The 21,474-nt window shown below is 69.1% G+C and carries 20 protein-coding genes; 8 read left to right on the plus strand and 12 right to left on the minus strand.

The genetic code is table 11. The features are described from left to right. Positions 1 to 2 precede the first annotated feature (2 nt). On the minus strand, positions 3 to 1,775 hold the full coding sequence (locus NR810_RS37985; RefSeq protein ID WP_257459764.1) for a M1 family aminopeptidase: 1,773 nt from the start codon (positions 1,773 to 1,775) through the stop codon (positions 3 to 5). 18 nt (positions 1,776 to 1,793) lie between these two features. Between NR810_RS37985 and NR810_RS37990 the strand changes: the two genes are divergently transcribed. Beyond that, entirely contained in the window at positions 1,794 to 2,378 is a 585-nt protein-coding gene (locus tag NR810_RS37990; protein WP_257459765.1) for a hypothetical protein, read from the plus strand. 10 nt (positions 2,379 to 2,388) lie between these two features. On the opposite strand, the gene NR810_RS37995 is transcribed toward NR810_RS37990, so the two are convergent. Further along, the gene (locus NR810_RS37995) at positions 2,389 to 3,354 is read right to left on the minus strand and encodes a PEGA domain-containing protein (protein ID WP_257459767.1); all 966 of its coding nucleotides are present in this window, start codon (positions 3,352 to 3,354) and stop codon (positions 2,389 to 2,391) included. A gap of 83 nt (positions 3,355 to 3,437) precedes the next feature. Between NR810_RS37995 and NR810_RS38000 the strand changes: the two genes are divergently transcribed. Then, complete coding sequence (locus NR810_RS38000) at positions 3,438 to 3,977, plus strand: hypothetical protein (RefSeq protein ID WP_257459768.1); 540 nt, start codon at positions 3,438 to 3,440, stop codon at positions 3,975 to 3,977. A 4-nt stretch (positions 3,978 to 3,981) separates the two neighbouring features. Here the strand turns inward: NR810_RS38000 and NR810_RS38005 are convergent, their stop codons facing one another. The 3 genes from NR810_RS38005 to NR810_RS38015 all read right to left on the minus strand — a co-directional run bounded on the left by NR810_RS38005 (position 3,982) and on the right by NR810_RS38015 (position 7,867). After that, entirely contained in the window at positions 3,982 to 5,499 is a 1,518-nt protein-coding gene (locus NR810_RS38005) for a cellulose synthase family protein (protein WP_257459771.1), read from the minus strand. A 283-nt stretch (positions 5,500 to 5,782) separates the two neighbouring features. Further along, positions 5,783 to 6,757: a D-alanine--D-alanine ligase gene (locus NR810_RS38010; RefSeq protein WP_257459772.1), complete on the minus strand. Its 975-nt coding sequence runs from the start codon at positions 6,755 to 6,757 to the stop codon at positions 5,783 to 5,785. Between the two features lie 261 nt (positions 6,758 to 7,018). After that, positions 7,019 to 7,867: an MBL fold metallo-hydrolase gene (locus NR810_RS38015; protein WP_257459774.1), complete on the minus strand. Its 849-nt coding sequence runs from the start codon at positions 7,865 to 7,867 to the stop codon at positions 7,019 to 7,021. A 190-nt stretch (positions 7,868 to 8,057) separates the two neighbouring features. On the opposite strand from NR810_RS38015, the gene gspC reads away from it, so the two are divergent. Continuing rightward, positions 8,058 to 8,939, plus strand: coding sequence for a type II secretion system protein GspC (gspC, locus tag NR810_RS38020; protein WP_257459775.1), 882 nt, complete (start codon positions 8,058 to 8,060; stop codon positions 8,937 to 8,939). Here gspC and NR810_RS38025 read toward each other — a convergent pair. Further along, positions 8,936 to 9,865 (minus strand): LysR substrate-binding domain-containing protein, encoded by a 930-nt coding sequence (locus NR810_RS38025; RefSeq protein WP_257459776.1) that lies wholly within the window; start codon positions 9,863 to 9,865, stop codon positions 8,936 to 8,938. The two genes, gspC and NR810_RS38025, sit on opposite strands and share 4 nt — an antisense overlap. Positions 9,866 to 9,991: 126 nt before the next feature. On the opposite strand from NR810_RS38025, the gene NR810_RS38030 reads away from it, so the two are divergent. The 4 genes from NR810_RS38030 to NR810_RS38045 all read left to right on the plus strand — a co-directional run bounded on the left by NR810_RS38030 (position 9,992) and on the right by NR810_RS38045 (position 14,649). Continuing rightward, on the plus strand, positions 9,992 to 11,464 hold the full coding sequence (locus tag NR810_RS38030; RefSeq protein ID WP_257459777.1) for a catalase: 1,473 nt from the start codon (positions 9,992 to 9,994) through the stop codon (positions 11,462 to 11,464). A gap of 36 nt (positions 11,465 to 11,500) precedes the next feature. Then, positions 11,501 to 12,052: an ankyrin repeat domain-containing protein gene (locus NR810_RS38035; RefSeq protein ID WP_257459778.1), complete on the plus strand. Its 552-nt coding sequence runs from the start codon at positions 11,501 to 11,503 to the stop codon at positions 12,050 to 12,052. A gap of 281 nt (positions 12,053 to 12,333) precedes the next feature. After that, positions 12,334 to 13,539 carry a threonine--tRNA ligase gene (gene thrS, locus NR810_RS38040; RefSeq protein WP_257459780.1) on the plus strand — a complete coding sequence of 402 codons (1,206 nt, stop codon included), beginning with the start codon at positions 12,334 to 12,336 and terminating at the stop codon, positions 13,537 to 13,539. Between the two features lie 159 nt (positions 13,540 to 13,698). After that, positions 13,699 to 14,649 (plus strand): L-lactate dehydrogenase, encoded by a 951-nt coding sequence (locus NR810_RS38045; protein ID WP_257459781.1) that lies wholly within the window; start codon positions 13,699 to 13,701, stop codon positions 14,647 to 14,649. 3 nt (positions 14,650 to 14,652) lie between these two features. On the opposite strand, the gene NR810_RS38050 is transcribed toward NR810_RS38045, so the two are convergent. Beyond that, a complete protein-coding gene (locus NR810_RS38050; protein ID WP_257459783.1) occupies positions 14,653 to 15,375 on the minus strand; it encodes a hypothetical protein in 723 nt (240 codons plus the stop codon). 120 nt (positions 15,376 to 15,495) lie between these two features. Here NR810_RS38050 and NR810_RS38055 point away from each other — a divergent pair, with 120 nt between their 5' ends. Further along, positions 15,496 to 16,284: a glutaminyl-peptide cyclotransferase gene (locus NR810_RS38055; protein WP_257459785.1), complete on the plus strand. Its 789-nt coding sequence runs from the start codon at positions 15,496 to 15,498 to the stop codon at positions 16,282 to 16,284. Positions 16,285 to 16,302: 18 nt separating this feature from the next. Here the strand turns inward: NR810_RS38055 and NR810_RS38060 are convergent, their stop codons facing one another. From NR810_RS38060 to NR810_RS38080, 5 genes are all read right to left on the minus strand, one after another. Further along, complete coding sequence (locus NR810_RS38060) at positions 16,303 to 17,619, minus strand: M24 family metallopeptidase (protein ID WP_257459787.1); 1,317 nt, start codon at positions 17,617 to 17,619, stop codon at positions 16,303 to 16,305. Between the two features lie 48 nt (positions 17,620 to 17,667). Beyond that, positions 17,668 to 17,994: a thioredoxin gene (trxA, locus tag NR810_RS38065; protein ID WP_257459788.1), complete on the minus strand. Its 327-nt coding sequence runs from the start codon at positions 17,992 to 17,994 to the stop codon at positions 17,668 to 17,670. Between the two features lie 138 nt (positions 17,995 to 18,132). Continuing rightward, the gene (locus NR810_RS38070) at positions 18,133 to 19,089 is read right to left on the minus strand and encodes a LysR family transcriptional regulator (protein WP_257459789.1); all 957 of its coding nucleotides are present in this window, start codon (positions 19,087 to 19,089) and stop codon (positions 18,133 to 18,135) included. A 94-nt stretch (positions 19,090 to 19,183) separates the two neighbouring features. Continuing rightward, positions 19,184 to 20,536 carry a S41 family peptidase gene (locus tag NR810_RS38075; RefSeq protein ID WP_257459791.1) on the minus strand — a complete coding sequence of 451 codons (1,353 nt, stop codon included), beginning with the start codon at positions 20,534 to 20,536 and terminating at the stop codon, positions 19,184 to 19,186. A gap of 38 nt (positions 20,537 to 20,574) precedes the next feature. After that, positions 20,575 to 21,435, minus strand: a complete 861-nt coding sequence (locus NR810_RS38080) for an alpha/beta fold hydrolase (RefSeq protein ID WP_257459930.1) — start codon at positions 21,433 to 21,435, stop codon at positions 20,575 to 20,577. Positions 21,436 to 21,474: the final 39 nt, after the last annotated feature.

A 21,474-nucleotide genomic window follows, 5' to 3' on the forward strand; every position in this document is an offset into this window, starting at 1 on the left:
GCCTACTCCTCCCCGAGCAGGCCCGGCAGCAGCTCCTCCATGAGCTTCAGCGTCTCCGGGTCCAACGCCTTGCCATCCGCGCCGGCGCCCAGCAGGGCGCCCATGTTCGGCTTGCCGAGATCCTCGTCGCCGTGGGTCTCCTTCCACCACCGCACGCGCAGGCGCTCGAGCTCCTTGGCGTGCGGGGGGCTCGCCTTGGCCAGCTCGCGGGTGAGGCAGTCCGTGCACGTCCACTTGAAGCGGTACGTGTCCACGTAGGAGCGCAGGCCCTTGAAGAAGGCCTCGTCCCCGATGAGCTTGCGCGAGAAGTGGTGCAGCAGCGGCGCCTTGCCGTAGACGATCGCGCCGTACTGTAGCGAGTCCTGGAAGTCGTGGGTGGGCCGGTCCGCCGGGGCGTCCTTGCCGCCCGAGAGCCGGAGCATGTGGTAGGCGGAGACGAGCGCCTCCTGCCGCATCTGATCGGCCATCTCGCGCCCGTACTTCCACTCCATGTAGAGCAGCGCCGTGTATTGGGCGAGCGACTCGTCCACCACCGGCGAGTGGATGGGGTCCGAGCCCACCAGCCCCGCGAAGTACTGGTGCGCCACCTCGTGGGCCACGGTGAACTCGAGCGTGCGCTCCAGCGTCTTGCCGAGCTGCGCGAGCGGCGCGGTGTCCCCGCCCATGGCCTGGAGGAGCTGCTGCATCTGCTCCATGCCCGGCATGCCCTCGAGGGCACTGTTGGGGTCCGCCACGCCGCGGTAGAGCGACGTGCCCACGGTGATGAGGCCGGGGAACTCCATGCCTCCGGCGCCGCCCGACAGCGGGGCCTCCACCACGCGGAAGTACTTGAACGGCAGGGGCCCCAGGCGCCGCTCCATCTCCGTCAGGGAGTCACTGGCGTACTGCAGCACGCGCTTGCCCACCACGGCGTCGCGGGCGGCGAAGTGGCTCTCCACGGTGACACCCTTCACCGTCGTGGTGAGGCTCTGGTAGCCGCGCGAGGCGAACACGGGAAAGTCGCGCACCGCGCCCGCGGCGAAGCTGAAGCGCACGCGGCCATCGCGCTGGGGCACCTCGCCCATGGGGACGCCGGTGACGTGTACCTTCCAGCCCGCCGGGACGATGACGTTGGCGAGCACGTTCGAGGGATCGTACAGCGCCAGGTCGCCGACGCCCGAGGGCCCGGTCCAGGGGTCGCCGCTCGCGTCCTGGGGAGGCACCAGCGGCACCACGCCCACCAGGCTCATGAAGTCATCCGCCGCGGAGAAGGCGCCATAGTCCCCTCCTCCCCCGCCCGAGGCGCCGAGCGCGCCCAGCAACGAGTTGGCGCTGGGGCTCGCGCGAGGCACCTGGGCCTCCAGGTCGAGCTCCACCACCACCGAGCCGCCCGGGGCGACGGGAGTGGCCAGCGGCACGAAGTAGAGGCTGTTGTCCTCGAGGTGCTGGGGCTTCGCGGGCTTCCCGTTCGCCTTCACGTCCGAGAGCGTCACCCGGGGATCGAAGGCGTTGGGGGTGACGCGCAGGTGGACCCCCTCCATCGGGCGGTTGCGCACGCGCAGTTCCACCCGCAGGTGGCCCGTCACCCGCCGCGTCTTCGGATCCAACTCCAGCTGCACCTGGTAGCGCGGCAGCTCCTCCAGTGGCCCGAGCGCCTGCGCGGCGCGGGCCTTCTCCTCGGGCCGCAGGTGCTGCAGGGAGAACTGCACCTCCGGGGGAACGAAGTCTCCGGCGGGAGCGGCCCCGGGGACGAGCAGCAGGGCGAGCAGCGGCCAGCGGCGCAGGGATGCGGACATGGGGATATGTTACCGGCGATGACCCTTCGAAAGCTCGCCCTGGCCGCCGTGGCCACCACCGCGCTGTCGTGCGTGAAGCAGCTCGCACCCACGCCCCCGGGACAGCCCCGGCCCTACCCGCTGCTGAAGGAGACGGAGGAGCGGGAAACTTCCGAGCTCACTGTGAAGCGCGAGGACGTGGAGATCGACACGCGCGAATTCGAGCGGACGCCTCGGGTGGTGGCCACCGGAGAGACGCCGCTGGTGCAGCTGTCCGGGGCACGAGCCCGGCTCTACGGGGACGCGGCGGGCACCAAGGGCTTCAAGGTGGACAACTTCATCCTCCTCGAGGTGCTGGATGCCTCGGGCCGGGTGCTCAACCGGAGCGCGGTGGGCTTCTCCGAGAACGTGCACATGGGCCGCGAGGTGGTGGACAGCGTCGGCCCGCGCTCCTTCCACTTCGAGCCGGGCCAGGTGGACCTCACGACCCGGCTCCCGGAGAGCGAGCCCTTCCAGGTGCGCGCGACGGTGCTGGACTACTCGGGCGTGGGCCGGGTGACGGATGTCTTCCTGGTGCTCGAGCCGGGAGGCGAGCGCCAGGAAGACGACCTGCGGGGCCAGTGACCCCGGCGGCTCAGAACCGCACCAGGCCTCCGCTGGCGCTGGCACCCGAGGGGCCGTTGATGACGGCGTCACAACTGGGGGCGGGAGCGCAGACGTCGGCCGCATTCAGCGGCCTGGGCTGCGTGGCGACCACGGTGCCCACGGCGGCGCCGACGACCACGGCGCCCACGCCGGCCCAGAAGTACCAGCGCTTGGTGAGCGGCGTGTCGGTGGAGACCTCCGGCACCTCCTGGGTCAGCGGCGAGGTCTCCGTGGGGCCCGGCGTGAGGACCGGGTTGCGCGGCTCGTCGGCGGCGACGAGCGGACGCAGGTTGACCTCGACGTTGTACTCCTTGCCGGCGCGCACGGCGATGCGCTGCGTCTCGGGGCGGTAGCCGTCGCGCTGGACGACGATCTCATGGGAGCCCGCCGAGAGCATGATGCCCTCGAGCGGCGCCACGCCCTTGTCCTCGCCATCGATGAGGACGCGGGCCCCCTCGACGTCCGCCTTCACGGAGACGAAGCCCGTGACGGCCTCGAGCATCACGCTCACCTCGGTGAGCTCCCCCTCCTTGGCGGTGATGCGCCGGGAGAAGTCGCGGTAGCCGCTGCGCCGCACGGCGACGGTGTGCTCGCCGGGGGTCACCTCGATGGGGCCCTTGGGGATGGCGCCGATCTCCTTGTCATCGAGGAACAGGCGCGCGCCCCGGACGACGCCGGTCATCTTCACGGCCAGCTCGGTCTTCCGGATGAGGGGCGCGAGGATCTCCGAGTCCTGGACGGGAGCCGGCGCCGGTTCCGCGACCGGCTGCGACTTCGCGCCCTTCTTCGGGGGCTTCGCGGCCTTGGGCGGCCGGGTCTTCTTGGCCTTCCCCTTGCCCTTGGAGGGCTGGAGGGGCGCCAACGGGGCGAGATCATCGCTCAAGTCCTGCGCGAGCGCAGGAGGGGCGGCGAAGCAGAGGACCAACGCGATCAGGAAGGCGCGACGCAGGACCATGAGGGTCCAAAGGTTAAAGAGTCGCGGGGTATGGGTCAAACAGGAGTCCACCCGAGGAGCCCGTTGGGGGAAGATCGCCTCCCATGTCACGAAAGATTGCCTGGATCGCAGCGGGTGGCCTCGCCGCCACCCTCACGGCCTGTCCGGCCCGGACGCCCCCCCTCCCCAACAGCCCCGCTCCCATACATGTGCCCCCGGGGTGCGAGAAGAACCAGACGGGCGAGTACCACCACGCGGACAACCCCGCGTTCCGCTACTTCGGCGAGGACGACGGCGGCACGCTGACGCTGGGGGTGGCGCGCGCACGCGAGGGCCTGGAGGGCCCCGGGGACGCGGGGACGACGGTCAACATCGTGCTGCAACGCACGCCGGACGGCTTCGTGGGGGAGACCCGGTCCACGACGTTCACCCCCTCGGGCACGGCGTGTCCGGTGCGCTTCCCCACCGAGGCGACGGCCTGTGACGACAAGGGCCTGACCCTGCGCTCGGTGGCGGCGACGTCGATCGACGAGAACTGCCGCCCGGCCCCCACCGGCCCCAAGCCCCAGTGGAAGGAGCAGCGGCTGGTGAGGGGAGTGCCGGACACGGGCGCGCCCGATGCGGGCACGCCCGACGCGGGCTGAGCGGCTAGGCGGCGCGGCGGGTCTGCTCCTCGGCCACCTTCACGGGGGCGGGAGCGGACTCGCTGAACTTCAGGCGGCCCTGCAGCAGGCTGGACACGCCCACGTACAGGAAGCCACCGAGGAACAGCATGATGAAGGGCACCGAGGTGTAGATGCGCTTCTCGATGGCGAACCACAGCGCGCCGGCGAAGTAGAGCGCGAAGGACAGCTCGATGATGGGCATCAGCGTCTTGTCACCGCGGTAGCTCTTCTTCACGGCGGCGACCTTCTTGCCCTCGGCGCCGGTCTTCGGAGTACGGGTGAAGCCGGACTGCTGGCCCAGCAGCGCCTCGAGCACCGCACGGGCGTTGTTGATGGCCAGACCGATGCCCAGGCTCATCAGGAAGGGCAGGTACTTGACGCGCTCCCAGCCCTTGGCACCGCGCTCGCGCTGGGCGGCCACGTAGAAGGCGCAGACGCTGGCGGTGGCGCTCAGGAAGAAGGGCAGGTCCAGGAAGAGCGTGCCGTAGAGGCCGTGCTGGAAGCGCACCACCATGGACAGCGGCATGAGCGCGCTGAGCACCACCATCAACAGGTAGGCCATGTTGTTGGTGAGGTGGAAGAAGGCCTCGCGCTTGACGGCGAAGGGCAGGTCGCTCTTGAGGATCATCGGCAGCAGCTTGCGCGCCGTCTGGATGGAGCCCTTGGCCCAGCGGTGCTGCTGGCTCTTGAAGGCGTTCATCTCCACGGGCACCTCGGCCGGGGAGATGACCTCGGGCAGGAAGATGAACTGCCAGCCCTTCACCTGGGCGCGGTAGCTCAGGTCCAGGTCCTCGGTGAGCGTGTCGTGCTGCCAGCCGCCCGCGTCCGAGATGGTGACGCGCCGCCAGATGCCGGCCGTCCCGTTGAAGTTGAAGAAGCAGCCCGAGCGGTTGCGCGCGGTGTGCTCGATGATGAAGTGGCCGTCGAGGAAGATGCTCTGGGCCTGGGTGAGGATGGAGAACTCGCGGTTGAGGTGGCCCCAGCGCACCTGCACCATGCCCACCTTGGAGTCGGCGAAGAAGGGCACCGTGCGCAGCAGGAAGTCCGGGCTGGGCACGAAGTCCGCGTCGAACACCGCCACGAACTCGCCCTTGGCCGTCAGCAGGCCGTTCTCCAGCGCGCCCGCCTTGAAGCCCTGGCGGTTCTCGCGGTGGATGTAGACGATGTCGTGGCCCTGCTGCCGGTGGCGCTCCACGCACGCGCGGGCGATGCCACACGTCTCGTCCGTGGAGTCATCCAGGACCTGGATCTCCAGCAGCTCGCGCGGGTAGTCGATGCGGCACACCGACTCCACCAGGCGCTCGACCACGTACATCTCGTTGAAGATGGGCAGCTGGATGGTGACCCGCGGCAACGCCGGCAGCACGCCCTTGGGCGTGGGCAGCTTGAACTTGTGGCGGTAGTACAGGAACGCCATCCGGTAGCGGTGTGATCCGTAGACCGCCAGCACGCAGAGGACGCTGAAGTACACGCCCAAGAAAAGGATCTCGACGGTGGTCATCTGACCTGGCCCCTACCGCGGGTGAAGTCGCCGCGGTCTTTACCCTGCTCGGCGGAGATGAAAGACCGACCCTCGCCGACCGCCGCATCCGGTTCAGCGGAGCCCCCCCGCCTTGTATGTGCCCGGAATGACAAGGTTTTGTCTATTCCGGGCAGTAACGAGCGCCGGACAATAGGGACGCGTCAAGTGACTGTCAAATAGATACCCGGACCGGGACGTGCAGTGGAGCCCGGAGAGGGCGCGCAACCCCGCGACCTCTCAACGCCTTTCACGCGTTGGCGCCTCAGCCGGCCACGCGCTGGGCCACGGCGGGCGCGGGGACTGCAAGGGGCGCATCGGCCACATCCGCTTCGTCTCGGGCGGCGAGAGAAAGGATGCGCTCCACCAGCGCGGGGAAGTCGAGTCCGCGCGCGGCGGCGATTTTCGGCAGCAGGCTGACGGGGGTGAGGCCCGGGAGGGTGTTCACCTCGAGGATGACGTCGTTCTCATCCTCCGAGCAGATGAGATCCACCCGGCCGTAGCCGCGGCAGCCCAGGGCGCGGTAGGCGGCGAGCGCGAGGGACTCCACGTTGGCCAGGCGCGTGGGGGACAGGCGCGCGGGGAGGAAGTAGCGCGAGCCGCCCTTGTACTTGGCGTCATAGTCGAGACTCTCGCGCGGGGAGACGACCTCGCAGTTGCCGAGCACCTGCTCGTCGAGGATGCCGACGGTCACCTCGCGGCCGTGGGCCATGCGCTCCACGAGGGCCTCGCCCCCGAAGCGGCAGGCCAGGGCCACGGCGGAGGCGAGCGCCTCGGGCTGGCGCACCACGGAGAGGCCCACCGACGAGCCGCCACACGCGGGCTTCACCACACAGGGAAAACCCAGGTCACCGTGGAGCTCCAGGGCGCGAGGGGCATCGGCGCGGCCCACGCGGTAGCCCTGGGGCGTGGGGAGGTTGTGGAGCCGGAAGAGCTTCTTGGCCATGGGCTTGTTCATGGCGAGCGCGGAGGCCAGCACGCCCGAGCCCGTATAAGGAAGACCCATCAGCTCCAACAGACCTTGCACCTTGCCGTCCTCGCCCATGCGGCCGTGGAGGGCGAGGAAGGCGACATCGAGCTCGGCCGAGCGAAGGGCGCGGTCCAGACCGGGGCCGGCGAAGATGCGGCTGACCGAGTGACCCCGGGACTCCAGGGCCGCCACCACGGCCTCACCGGTCTTCAACGAAATCTCCCGCTCCTCACCCCAACCACCCATCAGCACACCGACGCGCTTGCCCATGACTTTGAATTCCTCCTTGTCAGGGGTCTAGAGCACACGGGATGCCAACCGGGGAGGTGCAGCCGAGATGGAATCCTGCCCACCGGCCCGCTTCAGAACCCCGTCTTTCCAGCACATCGGGACAAGGAGCGTGTGGTGCCACACGGAGCGAGCGTGTCCATCAAACCACGCCGTGGCCGAGTGGCCGCGCCGCGCCCACCTCCCCTCTCCCTCTGGGAGAGGGACGGGGTGAGGGTATCCGCGCCCGGCTTCCCCACTCCGTCACCCGAACCAGCGGCCCGAAGCGGGAGCGAAGATCCGGAGCCGGTCGCGCAGCCGTGCGGGGGCGCGAGCCTGGATGGTGGAATGAACCTCCTCCGGACCATAGGCCTGACTGAAGTGCATCAACACGAGAGCCTCGTTCTGGAAGAGCTCGGCGCGCGCGAAGATCTCATCGAGGTGGATGTGTGAGCGCTCCTGAGCATCCTGCACGGTGCGCTTCGAATCGATGAAGGTGCACTCGAGAATCAGCACCCGGCTGTCGAGCAGCGAGGGAGCGGTCTCCAGCACGCGCGAGAGGGTATCGGTGGCATAGGCCAGCTCGAGGTGTTCGACCTCGTCGAAGAGGTCCTCGCCCGCCTTGCGCCTGCGAGCGATCTCCTGGGGAGGCAGCGACTGATGCTCGGGCCTGAGCTTCGAGACGCGGCGGAGGAACTGGTAGCAGAGCGAGGGGACGGTGTGGTGCGTGCGGAAGGCGCGAACCCACAACCCATGTCCCAGGTGGTGCGTATCACCCGGGCGCATCGGGACGGTCTCGACATCGGTCTCGGTGCGGTGCAGCCGGCCTTGAACGGAGAGGGCCTCGCGCACGGGGGCTTCGATCTCCGCGGGCAGGAAGACCTGGGGAGGCGCCTTGCCGATGAGGGTGCGGATGCCGAGCAACGAGCCGAGCGCGCTGGCGTGATCGGAGTGGCCGTGGCTCAAGAAGATGCGATCGGTCCCGGCGAAGGAGCGGATGGGAACACCGGCATCGAGCACGACCCCCAGCTCTGGCACCTGGAGCGAGGTGTAGACGCCTCCGACCGAAATGCCTCGAACCGTATAGGGACCCGCGCTGACCTCGGTGAGCATCCGGAGAGGCTAGCGGAAGGGGACGCGCTGTCACGTCCCGCGAGACACCTCTGACAGCTTGTCGTGCCATGGGCGCGGTCCACGCGGTGGACAGAGACCGTCTTCCCTCTGAAGAGGCCCATGGCGCGGCCGTTGGTCCCGGCCTTGCTCAGGGAACCGGGCATCCACGACACCTCACAGGAGACGTCCGATGTCCACCCTCGTCCGCCCCTCGTTCCGCGCACTCACCCTGCTCTGCTCGGCCTGCCTGGGCCTGACGGCCGCGCACGCCGTGAACTCGGTGGTGGAGGTATGGCTCCTGCCATTCCCCTCCTTCGAGCAGACGGCACCGCCCCCGCCGAAGAAGGAGGAGCTGCCCACCCCGCTCGCCCTGGCGCCGCTCGCCCGGTACACAGGCTTGCCAGACAAGCTGCGTGATCAGGTCATCCCCACGGACACGGGAGACGGGCCCATGCCGACCGTGCTGGAGCTGAAGCTGCTGGGAACGATGATGGCGTCCCCTCCGGCCATCTCCCTCGCGTCCGTGTACGAGGGACCCGCGCGCCGCACGCGCTCGGTATGGACGGGTGGGGAGGTCCTCGGAGCGGAGGTGATCGCCATCGAGCGCACACGGGTGCTCATCCTGAACGCGGGGCGGCTGGAGTACATCGGCTCCGACTCCGGAAAGGACACCGGGAGCACGGAACCGCGTGCCTCCAGTCCTCCGGCCCCGGCGGAAGCGACGTCCGGCATCGCCATCCGGCAGGTGGGGCCACAGGTCTACGAGCTCTCACGCCAGGAAGTGGACACCCTGCTCGCCAACCCCAGCGACCTGCTGATGCAGGCGCGCATCGCCCCCGCCTTCAGGGACGGCAAGCCGCAAGGATTCAAGATGTTCGCCATCCGGCCCGGCTCGCTCTACGTCCGGCTGGGCCTCCAGAACGGGGACACACTGCGGCGCATCAACGGGCTCTCACTCGAGAGCGTGGAGCAGGGGCTCGAGGCCTTCCACCAGCTGCGCGATGCCTCGCGCATCGAGCTGGAAGTGGAGCGCAACGGACAACCCGTCCGCTACACCTATTCGATGCGTTAGGAACGCTTCGCCGGATTCTTGAGCCCGGGCCACACGGAGCGGAGCGTGCCGGCGAGTTCCCGGAGCGCATCGGCCCGGGGGTAGCCCGGCCGCCAGACGAGGACGAGGGTGCGGCTCGGCACCGGGTCCGAGAAGGGACGCACCACGAGCTGGCCCAGCCGGTTCTCGATGGGCACCGAGAGCGAGGGCAACAGCGTGATGCCGCTGACACCCGCCATCACCATCTGAGCCAGGGTGGTGAGGCTGGTGGCGCGGAAGTCCACCTCGCGAGCCCCCACCCGCGTGCACAGGGCGAGCGCCTGTCCCCGGAAGCAATGGCCATCCTCCAGCAGGAGCACGTTCTCCTCGTCCAGGTCCCGGAGCTGCACCTGCTTCTTCTTCGCCAACGGGTGCCCCGGGGGCGCGGCGACGACGAACGGGTCCTCCGCGATGACGGCGTGCTCCAGATCACCCAGGTCGGCCTCGAGCGCCAACAACGCCGCGTCCAGCCGCCCCTCTCCCAGGGCCCGCACGAGCAACTCCGTCTTCTCCTCGCGCAGCCGGAGCTGGAGCCGGGGGTATTGCTTCGTCAGCGCGGGCACCACCTCGGGCAGCACATAGGGCGCGATGGTGGGGATGACCCCCAGGTGCAGACTGCCCGCGAAGGGGTCGGACAGCCGGGCCGCCGCGGACAGGATGTCTCCCGCCTCGGTGAGCACCCGGCGCGCCCTCGCCACCAGGTCCTCCCCGGCGGCGGTCAGCATCACCCTGCGCTTGTCCCGCTCGAAGAGCTTCACCCCCAACACGTCCTCGAGCTGCTGGATCTGCGCACTCAGGGCCGGCTGGGAGACGTGGCAGTGCTCGGCCGCCCGCCGGAAACCGAGCAGGTCCGCGACGGCGACCACGTACTCCAACTGCCTCAGGGAGATGTCGTTGATGGAAGGCATGGGTCTGGAGAACCGATAGCCCCAGCCTATCAATCCCATCGGAACGATGTCTTGGGCAACTCAGCACGAACTCTCTACTTTTCTCCTCGTCACGAACGCCGTGACACCACCCAGGAGAGAGTTCACGTGTCCAATCGTCCCCATCTGACCACCGAGGCCGGCGCTCCCGTCGCCAACAACCAGCACTCGCAGACGGCCGGCGCCACGGGCCCGGTGCTGCTGCAGGACCACCACCTCCTGGAGAAGCTCGCCCGCTTCAACCGCGAGCGCATCCCGGAGCGCGTGGTGCACGCGGTGGGCTCGGGCGCCTACGGCTACTTCGAGGTCACCAACCCCGACATCTCGCGCTTCACGCGCATGAAGCTCTTCAACGCCCAGGGCAAGCGCACCGAGGTCTTCCTGCGCTTCTCCACCGTGGCCGGCTCCAAGGGCGCCCCCGACACCGCTCGCGACCCGCGCGGCTTCGCGGTCCGCTTCTACACCGAGGACGGCAACTGGGACCTGGTGGGCAACAACACCCCCGTCTTCTTCCTGCGCGACGGCATCAAGTTCCCGGACTTCATCCACTCGCAGAAGTACGACCCGTTCACCAACTGCCAGGAGCCCGACAACCAGTGGGACTTCTTCTCGCACTCGCCCGAGGCCACGCACCAGTTCACCTGGCTCTTCGGTGACCGCGGCATCCCCGCGACGCTGCGGCACATGGATGGCTTCGGCTCGCACACCTTCCAGTGGGTGAACGCCCAGGGCGAGCGCTTCTGGGTGAAGTTCCACTTCAAGACCAACCAGGGCATCCGCACCCTCTCCTCCGAGGAGGCCGCGGCCATCGGCGGGAGGGATCCGCAGTACCACCAGCGCGACCTCTACGCGGCGCTCGAGCGCGGCGACTTCCCCTCGTGGACGCTCAAGGTTCAGGTCATGCCCGAGGCCGACGCGCCCACCTACCGCTTCAACCCCTTCGACCTCACCAAGGTGTGGCCCTACAAGGACTACCCCCTCATCGAGGTGGGCCAGCTGGTGCTCAACCGGGCTCCGGACAACTACTTCGCCGACGTGGAGCAGGCGGCGCTCGACCCGTCCAACTTCGTGCCGGGCATCGGCCCCTCGCCAGACCGCATGCTCCAGGCGCGCCTCTTCGCCTACGGCGACGCGCACCGCTACCGGCTCGGCATCAACCACACCCGGCTGCCGGTGAACTCGCCCAGGGGCGTGCAGGGCGGCGCGCGCAACTACGGCCGTGACGGCGCCATGAGCTTCGACGGCAACGGTGGGCGCGCCAAGAACTACGAGCCGAACAGCTTCGACGGCCCCGCGCAGACGAACGAGGACCCGGGCCTCGGCGTCTCCCTTAGTGGCTCCACGGGCACCTACGTCCCCGTGCGGCACGCCGAGGACAACGACTTCGTGCAGGCCGGCGCCCTGTACCGGGTGATGAGCGAGGAGGAGCGCGTGCGGCTGGTGAACAACATCGCGGGCAGCCTCTCACAGGTGAGCCGCGAGGACATCATCGCGCGCAGCATCGCCCACTTCCGCAACGCCGACGAGGAGTACGGCTCGCGCATCGCGAAGGCCGTCCACGAGCGCCGCCGCTCGCGCTGAACCCACTTCCCTCCCCCACTCTTCGAGGACTTTCCCATGAAGGCACAGACCCCTGATTCGCGACCGATGGTGACGGACAACGACGTGTTGGAGCTGGCGCGCACGGCCTTCCAGCACGCGAGGGCCGGGGAGACGGCCCTCCTGGGGAGGCTCCTCGAGGCGGGGCTGCCCGCCAACCTCACCAACGAGCGGGGAGACACCCTGCTGATGCTCTCGAGCTACCTCGGCCACGAGGAGACCACCCGGCTCCTCCTGAAGCACGGGGCCGATCCGGAGCGGCTCAACGATCGTGGCCAGACGCCGCTGGCCGGTGCCGCCTTCAAGGGCAACCTCGACATCGCACGGCTGCTGCTGGACCACGGCGCGCGCGTCGACGGTACGGGGCCGGACGGCAAGACGGCCCTCATGTTCGCGGCGATGTTCGACCGGAAGAACGTGCTCGAGCTGCTGGTCGCGTACGGCGCGGATCCGGAGCGCAAGGACGCCGACGGGCGCACGGCACTCGATTACGCCCGTGCCATGGGCGCCCGGGGCACCGCGGAGCGGCTCGAGAAATTGCAGGGGACGCGCGAGCAACGCGCGTCCTGACAAAGCCTCACACGGGCCACCGTGCGCCGTACGGTGGCCAGACAGTCGCCGGAACCCGGCTTGACAAAAAACGCGTGCACACGCACCTTGCGTGACGTGAGCTTCGTTTCCGCCATCACCACCACGACCACCACCGCCACTCTCTTCGGCGGGAGTGGATTCGTGCGCGCGTGATGAGCTGACGAACGCACGGTTCCCTGCCCCGCCTCTCCGGCCGGGGCGTCCGTGCAAGCGCTCAGTGCTCCGACCGGAAGGCCTCTTTTCCTGATTCGGAGTCTGAAATGCTCGAAGAACACGATCACCGCTCCCTCGGCCAGCGCCTGGACCTCTTCCACATGCAGGAGGAGGCGCCCGGCATGGTCTTCTGGCACCCGCGCGGCTACCTGCTGTACCGCCTCATCGAGAACCGCGTCCGGCAACAGATGCAACGCGATGGCTTCCTCGAGGTGAGGACGCCTCAAATCCTCGCCCAGCCCCTCTGGGAGCGCAGCGGCCACTGGGACAACTTCCGCGAGAACATGTTCCTGCTCGCCGAGGACGGCGGGCGGCACATGGCGGTCAAGCCAGTGAACTGCCCCGGTCACATCCAGCTCGTCCAGCGCATGTCCCCCAGCTACCGGGACCTGCCCGTGAAGCTGGGGGAGTTCGGGCTCGTGCACCGCAACGAGCCGGGTGGAGCGCTCCACGGCCTGTTCCGCCTGCGCCAGTTCACGCAGGATGACGGCCACGTCTTCTGTGCCGAGGAGCAGATGCGAGAGGAGGTCTCCCGCTTCTGCCGCTCGCTCCACGCCTTCTACGCCGACTTCGGCTTCGAGGACGTGGAGGTGGCCTTCTCCAGCCGTCCCGCCCAGCGCGCCGGAAGTGACGAGATGTGGGATCTCGCCGAGTCGCTCCTGCTCGAATCCGCGAAACAGGCGGGGCTCGAGTGCGTCATGCAGCCCGGCCAGGGGGCCTTCTACGCGCCCAAGCTGGAGTTCGTCCTGAAGGACCGGCTTGGCCGCAGCTGGCAGTGCGGGACGATCCAACTCGACCTGGTGCTGCCGGAGCGGTTCGACATCCACTACGTGGACGCCTCGGGACAGAAGCGCCGGCCGATGATGCTCCACCGAGCGATTCTCGGAAGCCTGGAGCGCTTCATGGGCATGCTGCTGGAGCACCACGGAGGCGCCCTGCCCGCGTGGCTCGCACCGGAGCAGGTCGTCGTGGCGTCCGTGGCCGAGGCGGCCGCGGGCTACGCCGAGCGCTTCGCCGCGAAGCTGCGCGAGGTGGGCTGCCGCGCGAGCGTGGATGCGCGGGGTGAGTCGCTTTCACGGAAGATCGTCGACTCACACCAGGCTGGAGTGCCGTGGCTGGTGGTGGTGGGTAACCGGGAGGTGGAGAAGAACGCCGTCCGGCTGCGGCGGAGGGACGGCGAGCAGCGCGACCTGCCCTGGGACGAGGCGGTGGCGGCGCTCGTCGCTGAGTGCCGGCCGGCAGCCGCGGCGTGAGTGAAGACGGTGGAGGCGCCCACGCGCCCGTGTCGTGTCGGGCGTGTCACGACGCCTCCACCGTGGGTTCACATTCTTCGTCCACCCCGTTCGCGGCTTGACGGGCCGCGCTCATGAACCTGGAGCCCCCACGTGCGGGTGTGGTTGGCTGCGCCGCCTATGCCTGAGCGTGTAAGCAAGATCGCAATCATCGGAGCCGGTTCAGTAGGGGCCACCATCGCCTATGCCAGCATGATCCGGGGGGTGGCCAAGCAGCTCGCCCTCTACGACATCAGCCGGGACAAGGTGAACGCGGAGGTGCTGGACCTGAACCATGGGCTTCAATTCGTCCCCATGGCCACGCTGGAGGGATCGGACGACATCGGCGTGTGCGCGGGAGCGGATGTGATCGTCATCACCGCGGGGGCCAAGCAGAAGCCCGGTCAGACGCGGATGGAGCTGGCGGGTGCGAACGTGGAGCTGTGCCGCACGCTCGTGCCGAAGCTGCTGTCGGTGGCCCCCAACGCGCTGCTGCTCGTGGTGACCAACCCGGTGGATGTGCTGACGTACGTGGTGCAGAAGCTGAGCGGCCTGCCGTCGAAGCGGGTCTTCGGCAGTGGGACGGTGCTGGACTCCTCGCGCTTCCGCTTCCTGATCGCGCGCCAGCTGAACGTGGCGGTGCAGAACGTGCACGCCTTCATCGCCGGCGAGCACGGAGATTCGGAGCTCCCGCTGTGGAGCTCGGCCACGGTGGGCGGCGTGCCGCTGCTCCAGTGGTCGGCCCCGGGACACGCGAAGCTGACGGAGGAGGACCGCACCCACATCTTCGACAACGTGCGCAATGCCGCGTACCACATCATCCGGGGCAAGGGCGCCACCAACTACGCCATCGGTCTGGCCACGGCGCAAATCCTGGAGGCGGTGCTGTACGACGAGCAACGCGTGCTGCCCGTGAGCTCCCGGTTGGACGGGTACCTCGGCATCAGCGACGTGTGCATGAGCGTGCCGAGCATCGTCAACCGCACCGGCGTGGAGACGGCCCTGGAGATACCCATGAGCGAATCGGAGCGCGAGGGCCTGCGCCGGAGCGCGGATACCATCCGCCACGCCATCCGCACGCTGGGGTTCTGAGGCTCACCCGCCCAGCAGGCGCTGGTACTCCTTTTGACTCAGCCGGCGCAGCATACAGGCGTAGCGATCCCGCCGTCCCCAGGCGGCCTTGAGTTCCCCCTTCCGGCCGCCCAGGTTGAGGACATGTTTCCTCAAGACGATGTCATATGCGTCGCGCCTCTCCTGGATGGAGGCCGGCACGGGCGCGAACCGCACGAGGTGCCAGCTGCCGTTGATCTTCCGGACGTCGTGCCACTCGTCGAGCTCCCGGCCCGGGAACCTCGGCACCCAGGGCTTGCGCTCGTAGGCCCGGAGCAGACCGGTGCGCGGGCAGACGTACAGACGACCCCATCTGGAGCCCGGCTCGAGCTCGACCGGTCTGCCGTAGGAGTCGATCGCCTCGTAGATCCCGCCGTCGCTCTCCCGGACCTGCCGGTACACGAACTGGTCGAGGTGCTCGAGGATGTGTTTCTTGACGGCGCTGTCGAGGGAGACGTGCTCGCAGATCTCCGAGTACACGTCATTCCACGGACGGCCGACGCACGAGCGAAGGAAACGACGAAGCGGCGCCAGGTTCTCGTTGAGGTACTTGTAGCCGTAGCCCCGGCCCATGCCCTCGCGCTTCGGGGCCTCCTCGAAATCGCCCCGGTCAATCTTCAAGCGGCCTCGCGGGTAGTGGCTCCCATTGCGCTTCGGAATGCGCATCCGCGGCCGCTCGACGATGACCTTGAACATGTCCTCGCGCATGAAACCTCCCGTGAGCACGCCGCCAGGGACGATCGCGCGGCCTGGGCCTGACAAGCGCCCCCTCGCGGTCGGACACGGGCGGGTGCTAATCAAGTCCCCTCCTCCCAGGAGCCCTTCCTCGTGACGACCCGATGCACCGTGTTCGCGCGGCTCTGCTTCCTCGTACCCCTCACCGTGCTCGCCTGCGCGGGAGAGCGCCTCCCCTCGAAGCACGCGCCAACGTCTGGATTCGAGGTCGTCCACAGCTGGCCACATGACCCCCAGGCCTTCACGCAGGGACTCGTCTACCGGGATGGCAGGCTGTACGAGAGCACGGGCATCCGAGGGGAGTCCGACGTCCGCGAGGTGGAGCTCGACACGGGCCGCGTCCTGCGTGCACACGCGCTCGCGCGGCAGTATTTCGGCGAGGGGCTCGCGCTCCTCGATGGCAGGCTCTACCAACTCACCTGGGATTCGCGTGTGGGCTTCATCTACGACGCCGCGACGTTCCAGGAGTTGGGCCGGTTCAGCTACTCCACCGAGGGCTGGGGGCTCACCGACGACGGCACCTCCCTCATCCTGAGCGACGGCACCAGCACGCTGCGCTTCCTGGACCCCGCCACGTTCGAGGTGCGGCGCACCGTCAAGGTGACCGACGGCGGCGCCGAGGTCTGGCAGCTCAACGAGCTGGAGTACGTGAACGGCGAGGTCTACGCGAACGTGTGGAAGCGCGACGTCATCGCCCAGATCGACCCGGCCACGGGACACGTGACCGGGTGGATCGATCTCACGGGGCTCCTCCCGCCAGAAGACCAGGTCGGGCGCGAGGACGTGTTGAACGGCATTGCCTACGACGCGGCCAACGACCGGCTCCTCGTCACCGGGAAGCGCTGGCCGAAGCTGTTCCAGATTCGCGTCGTGCCCCGGTAGGACGCCCCGGCGGCGGGTCTACGGGGCCGGTGCCGGCGAGGGGATGAGGAGGAGCTCCTCCTGCGGTGGAATGAGGTACTCCGCGCCCTTCTCCGTCACCACCGCCATCTCCTCGACGGAGAGCGTCTTCGTCTCGCCGGGAGTCGCGAGCTTCCAGGCGAAGAAGCCATCGAAGGCGAAGACCTGCCCGGGACGGATGGGCCTCAAGGCCCACCCCTCGGGCGGCTTGCCCATCTGCGCCCCCGAGAGCGCCGGGCCCACGTCGTGCGCCCAGTAGCCCACCGGATGCCCCGTCCCCCAGGGCACCGGCTCCGAGCCCACCTCGCGCATCCAGTCCCGCTGGGCCTTGTCCACGTCGTAGCCACGCACTCCCGGCTTCAACGCCGCGAGCGCCACCCGGCTCCCCTTCTTGGACTTCTCCCACTTCTCCAGCGCCTCCTTCGGAGGCTGCTTCTCGCCCGGGGCGAGCACGTAGGCGAAGCGCTGGATGTCCGTCACCCACATGCCCTCGACTTGGATGCCGAAGTCCGTCTGGATGAAGTCGCCCGGCTGGATGACCCGGTCCGTGGCGTGCGAGTGGCCCCGGTCCGGGCCGGAGTTCACGTTGGGGTTCTGGTCCGGCTGCCAGCCGTCCTCCACGCCCAGCTCCGCCATGCGCTTCTTGAGGAAGCGCGCCACGTCCGAGTCCCGCGTCTTCCCCGGCACCACCGTGCGGTAGGCCTCCTCCTGGAGCGAGGCCGTCAGCGCCGCCGCCTTGCGCATGATCTCCACCTCCTCGGGCAGCTTCACGGACAACCACTCGAAGACGAGCTCCTCGGAGGAGGTGAGGCGGCCGCGCAGCGCGGCGGGCAGTGCCTCCACGAGCCGCTCGCGCTGCGTGGCCGACAGCCCGTCCGCCACCGTCAACTTGCGCGAGGAGTTCACCGCGATGCGCCGCGGCTTCGCCTCGGAGAGCCGCGCCGCGACCCGGGTGTAGAGGTCCACGCCCCGCTCCAGGGAGACCACCTCGTCGTGGGTGCCCACGTCCTGGAGCGCCCGGGCCTCGCCCGAGGGAGACAGCGCGATGGAGCGCACTCCCCCCTTCTGCTTCAGGAAGAGGAACGCGGCCGGCGAGCCCGCGTTCTCACAGCCGATGTGCGCGGCCAGGGGATCGTTGTCGTTCTCCCGGCACAGCACGACCCAGGCGTCCACCTGGGCGCGCTCCATCGCGGCCGGGAGCAGTTGCTGGATGCGGGCCTTGCGGATTCGCTGCCAGGCCCGTTGAGGCGATGGCTCGGCGGCGTTCGCGGGAAGGGTCGTCAGAAGAAGGAGGGCCGGAAGCAGGGCACGACGCATCAGGATGGGGGCCTCGGTGGAAGAAAGAGGCCCGCATCCTCCCACAGCTCAGACCACCTGTTGGAACGCGTTCTCCAGGCGCGCTCGCGGCACCGCCCCGACGATCTGTCCCACCACCTTGCCCTGCTTGAAGAAGAGCAGGGTGGGCACAGACCGGATGCCGTACTGCTGCGCCGTCGCCTGGTTGTCGTCGATGTCGAGCTTGGCCACCTTCACGCGGCCCTTGTACTCGGTGGCGAGCGCCTCCACCGTCGGTGAGATGGCCCGGCACGGTGCGCACCAGGACGCCGTGAAGTCGACCAGCACGGGCTCCTCCGCCTCCAGCACCTCGCGGCGGAAGTCCGAGTCGTTCAAGTGGATGATGTCCTTGGCCATGGTGTGCTCCTCGTCTCCTGGGGGTCGGGGGTGCGGCCTCCGTGACCGCCGCCCGGCCTCACACGGCAAGACTTAACGGCGGCACCCCATGCGGACGAGAGCCCGGGGCGCAATGGATTGTTCCGCGAAGAGCCCCATTCAGCGCGTGCGCCGCTCGGTGCGTCCTGGCACCGGAGCGGGCGCGGCGCTCTCCTCCCAGGGCAGCGCGGCGCTGCGCTGGGCGAGCATCTCGAGGAAGGCTCGCACCTTGGGGGGAAGCTGCCGGCTGCTCGGAAAGACGGCGTAGATGGGGAGGCCCGGCGGGGACACCTCCTCCAACACCGGGACGAGCACGCCGGCACGCACGTCGTCCGCCACGAGCACCGTGGGCAGGCGCACCAGGCCCAGCCCGGCACGGGCCGCCGCGTGGCCGGCGCGCACGCTCGGCACCTGCAAACGGCCGTGCACCGGCACCGTGCGCGCGCCGCGTGGGCCCGCGAAGAACCACACCTCGTCCGTCCCCGGGTCCGCGACCAGCACGCACTCGTGGTCCTCGAGGTCATCCGGGGTTCGGGGCGTTCCACGCCGGCTGAGATAGGCCGGGCTCGCGTAGTAGCCGGTACGCACGTGGCCCAGCCGACGCGCCACCAGAGAGGAGTCCGTCAGCGGCCCCGTACGCAGGGACAGGTCGTACTCCTCGGCCACGAGGTCCACGTGCGCCTGCGCCAGTGACACCTCCACGCGCACCTGCGGATGGCGCAGGAGGAACTCCGCGATGACCGGCGCGAGGAGCTCGCCCAGCAGCGAGAACGTGGCCACTCGCAGTGTTCCCCGGGGCGTGCCTCGTGATTCGCTCAACGCACGGTTCACCTCTCGTGCTTCGGCGACGAGCCGCGCACAGTGCGCGTGGTACTCGCGCCCTGATTCGGTGAGCCGCACCCGCCGCGTGTTGCGCTCCAGCAGCCTCGTGCCCAGCCTCTCTTCCAGGGCCGACAGGCGCCGGCTCACCGTGGACTTGCGCAGTCCCAGTCGTGTCGCCGCCGCGGTGATTCCTCCCGCGCTCACCACCTCGGCGAAGACGAGCATGTCATCGAGTAGTGGGGGCGTGGGGGACATGGACGGGGAACCTATGGGTTCTGCTCGGGTTCAACCTGGGAGGCGGATACCCTCACCCCGTCCCTCTCCCAGAGGGAGAGGGGAGATGGGGGAATCAGCGGGTCTCGGTGCTGGCCTTCGCTGGCGCGCGCGCTCCGCCGTTCACCACTCCGTTCAGGTACGTCAGCGCCATCTTCAACTGATGGTCCGCCAGCTTCGCCGCTACCTCCCAGTCCTTCATCTCGGGCAGCGACTTCGGCTTCGGCGTCCCCACGGGCTCGCTCACCACCGCCGGCTCCGCCTTGAAGTGCCTCTCCAGGTCCTTCTCCCTGGGCTGGTCCTTCTCCCCCTTCCCTCCCGGCTTTTCCGGCACCTGGTAGTCCGGGGTGATTCCCTTCTCCTGGATGCTCCGCCCCTTCGGCGTGTAGTAGCGCGCGATCGTCAGCTTCAGTCCCGAGCCGTCCTCCAGCTCGATCACCGTCTGCACGCTCCCCTTCCCGAACGTCTGTGTCCCCAGGATCGTCGCGCGCCCGTGGTCCTGCAGCGCCCCCGCCACGATCTCCGATGCCGACGCGCTCCCCGCGTTCACCAGCACCACCAGCGGGTAGTCCGGCTCCGTGTCCCGATCCTTGCTCCGCTCCTCGCTCCCCCCAGCCCCGTTGCGCCCCCGCGTGCTCACGATGGGCAGGTTCCCCGGCAGCCACAGGTCGCTCACCGCCACCGCCTGGTCCAGCAGCCCTCCCGGGTTGTTGCGCAGGTCCAACACCACCCCGCGCAACGGCTTGCCCCCATTCAGCCCTCGCAGCCGCTCCAGCTCCTTGCGCAGGTACTGCGCCGTGCGGTCCTGGAAGTTCTTCACCTTCAGGTGCGCGATGCCCCCGTGCAGCGCCCCCTCCACCGAGATGATGCGCACGTGGTCCCGGATGATGGCCAGCTCGCGCGGCGCGCTGAAGCCCTCGCGCATGATCGTCATCAGCACCCGCTTCCCCGCCGGACCCCTCATCCGCTGCAGCACATCCGCCAGGTCCATCCCCTGCGTGCTCTCGCCGTCGATGGCGACGATCTCATCCCCCGCCCGGATGCCCGCGCGCGCCGCTGGTGCGTCGTCGATGGGCGCCACCACCACGATGCCATCCCCCTTGCGCGCCACGTCGATGCCCAGCCCTCCGAACTCGCCGGAGGTGTCGATCTTCATCTCCTTGAAGACCTCGGGCGGCATGTAGAGGGTGTGCGGATCCAACGTCTCCAGCATCCCCCGGATGGCCCCGTGCATCAGCTTCTTGCCGTCCACCGGCTCCACGTAGTTGTTCTCCACGTACGAGAGCACCCGGGCGAACACCTCGAGCTGCTCGTACGTGGTGGTATGGGAGGTGGCGGTGGAGGGCTCGCGTCCGTCGGCCCGCGCCGCGGGAGCCAGGAGCAGCAGGCCCGCGGCGAGCGCCGCGCGCCAGGAGTGCAGGGAGCGCATGGTCCCCGACTCTAACACCCGGCCCGCTCCCGGGCCCTCTACAGCCCCGTGGCGTTGGCGAACTGGATCAGCTCCGACACCAGCTCGTCTGGCCGCTCCACCTGCGGGATGTGGCCGAAGCGCTCCACCACCCGGACCCTCGCGTGCGCCGGCAGGTGCGAGCGGAAGAAATCCAGGCTTTGGTGGGGCAGCAATTTCTCACTCCCACCCCATACGAACAGCACGGGCATGGGGAGCCCCTTGAGCACCTCGGGCTTGAGGTACTCGCCCGTGGCCAGCGCGTCCGCGCTCAGGGCCCGCACCGCCGGTGTGGAGTAGATGCCGCGCAGCATGTCCGCGAACAGCATCATCACCCACGGTGGACGGTGGAAGAGTCGTTTGGTGAGCGCACGCGACTGCTCGGCGGTGCGCACGTCCATGGACTCCAGCACCTCGCGGATGAGCTCGTGGCCCACGTCCGCGCCCGCCGGCGCCACCAGCCCCAGCGCGCACACCAGCTCCGGGTGCTCCGCCGCCAGCTGTACCGACATGGCCCCGCCCAGCGAGTTGCCCACCACGAACGACGGCCCGCCCACCACCTTCCGGAGGTACTCCACCAGCATGCCGTACTGTCCGCGCACGCACGTGGGGCCCAGGCAGTACTCCGGCGAGAAGCCGTGCCCCGGCAGATCCACCGCCAGCACCCGCTCGAAGCGCTTCGCCAGTCCGAAGAAGACGCGCGCGAAGCCGTTGGCCGTCCCGCCCAGCCCGTGCACCAGGACGATCGTCGGTCCCTTGCCGCTTCCCTTCAGCTCGTAGTGGTGGAGGCGCTGTCCGCCCACGTCCACCATCTCCGACCGCACCCCGCGCGCCACCAGCATGCGCCGGGTGACTTCCTGTAGTCCTGAAATGAGATCCACGGCCGGGAAACTAACCGCCCTCATGCCGCACCGCATCAT

Origin of the sequence: Archangium lipolyticum (assembly GCF_024623785.1) — a bacterium.
In the GTDB taxonomy this organism is placed as follows: Bacteria; Myxococcota; Myxococcia; order Myxococcales; family Myxococcaceae; genus Archangium; species Archangium lipolyticum.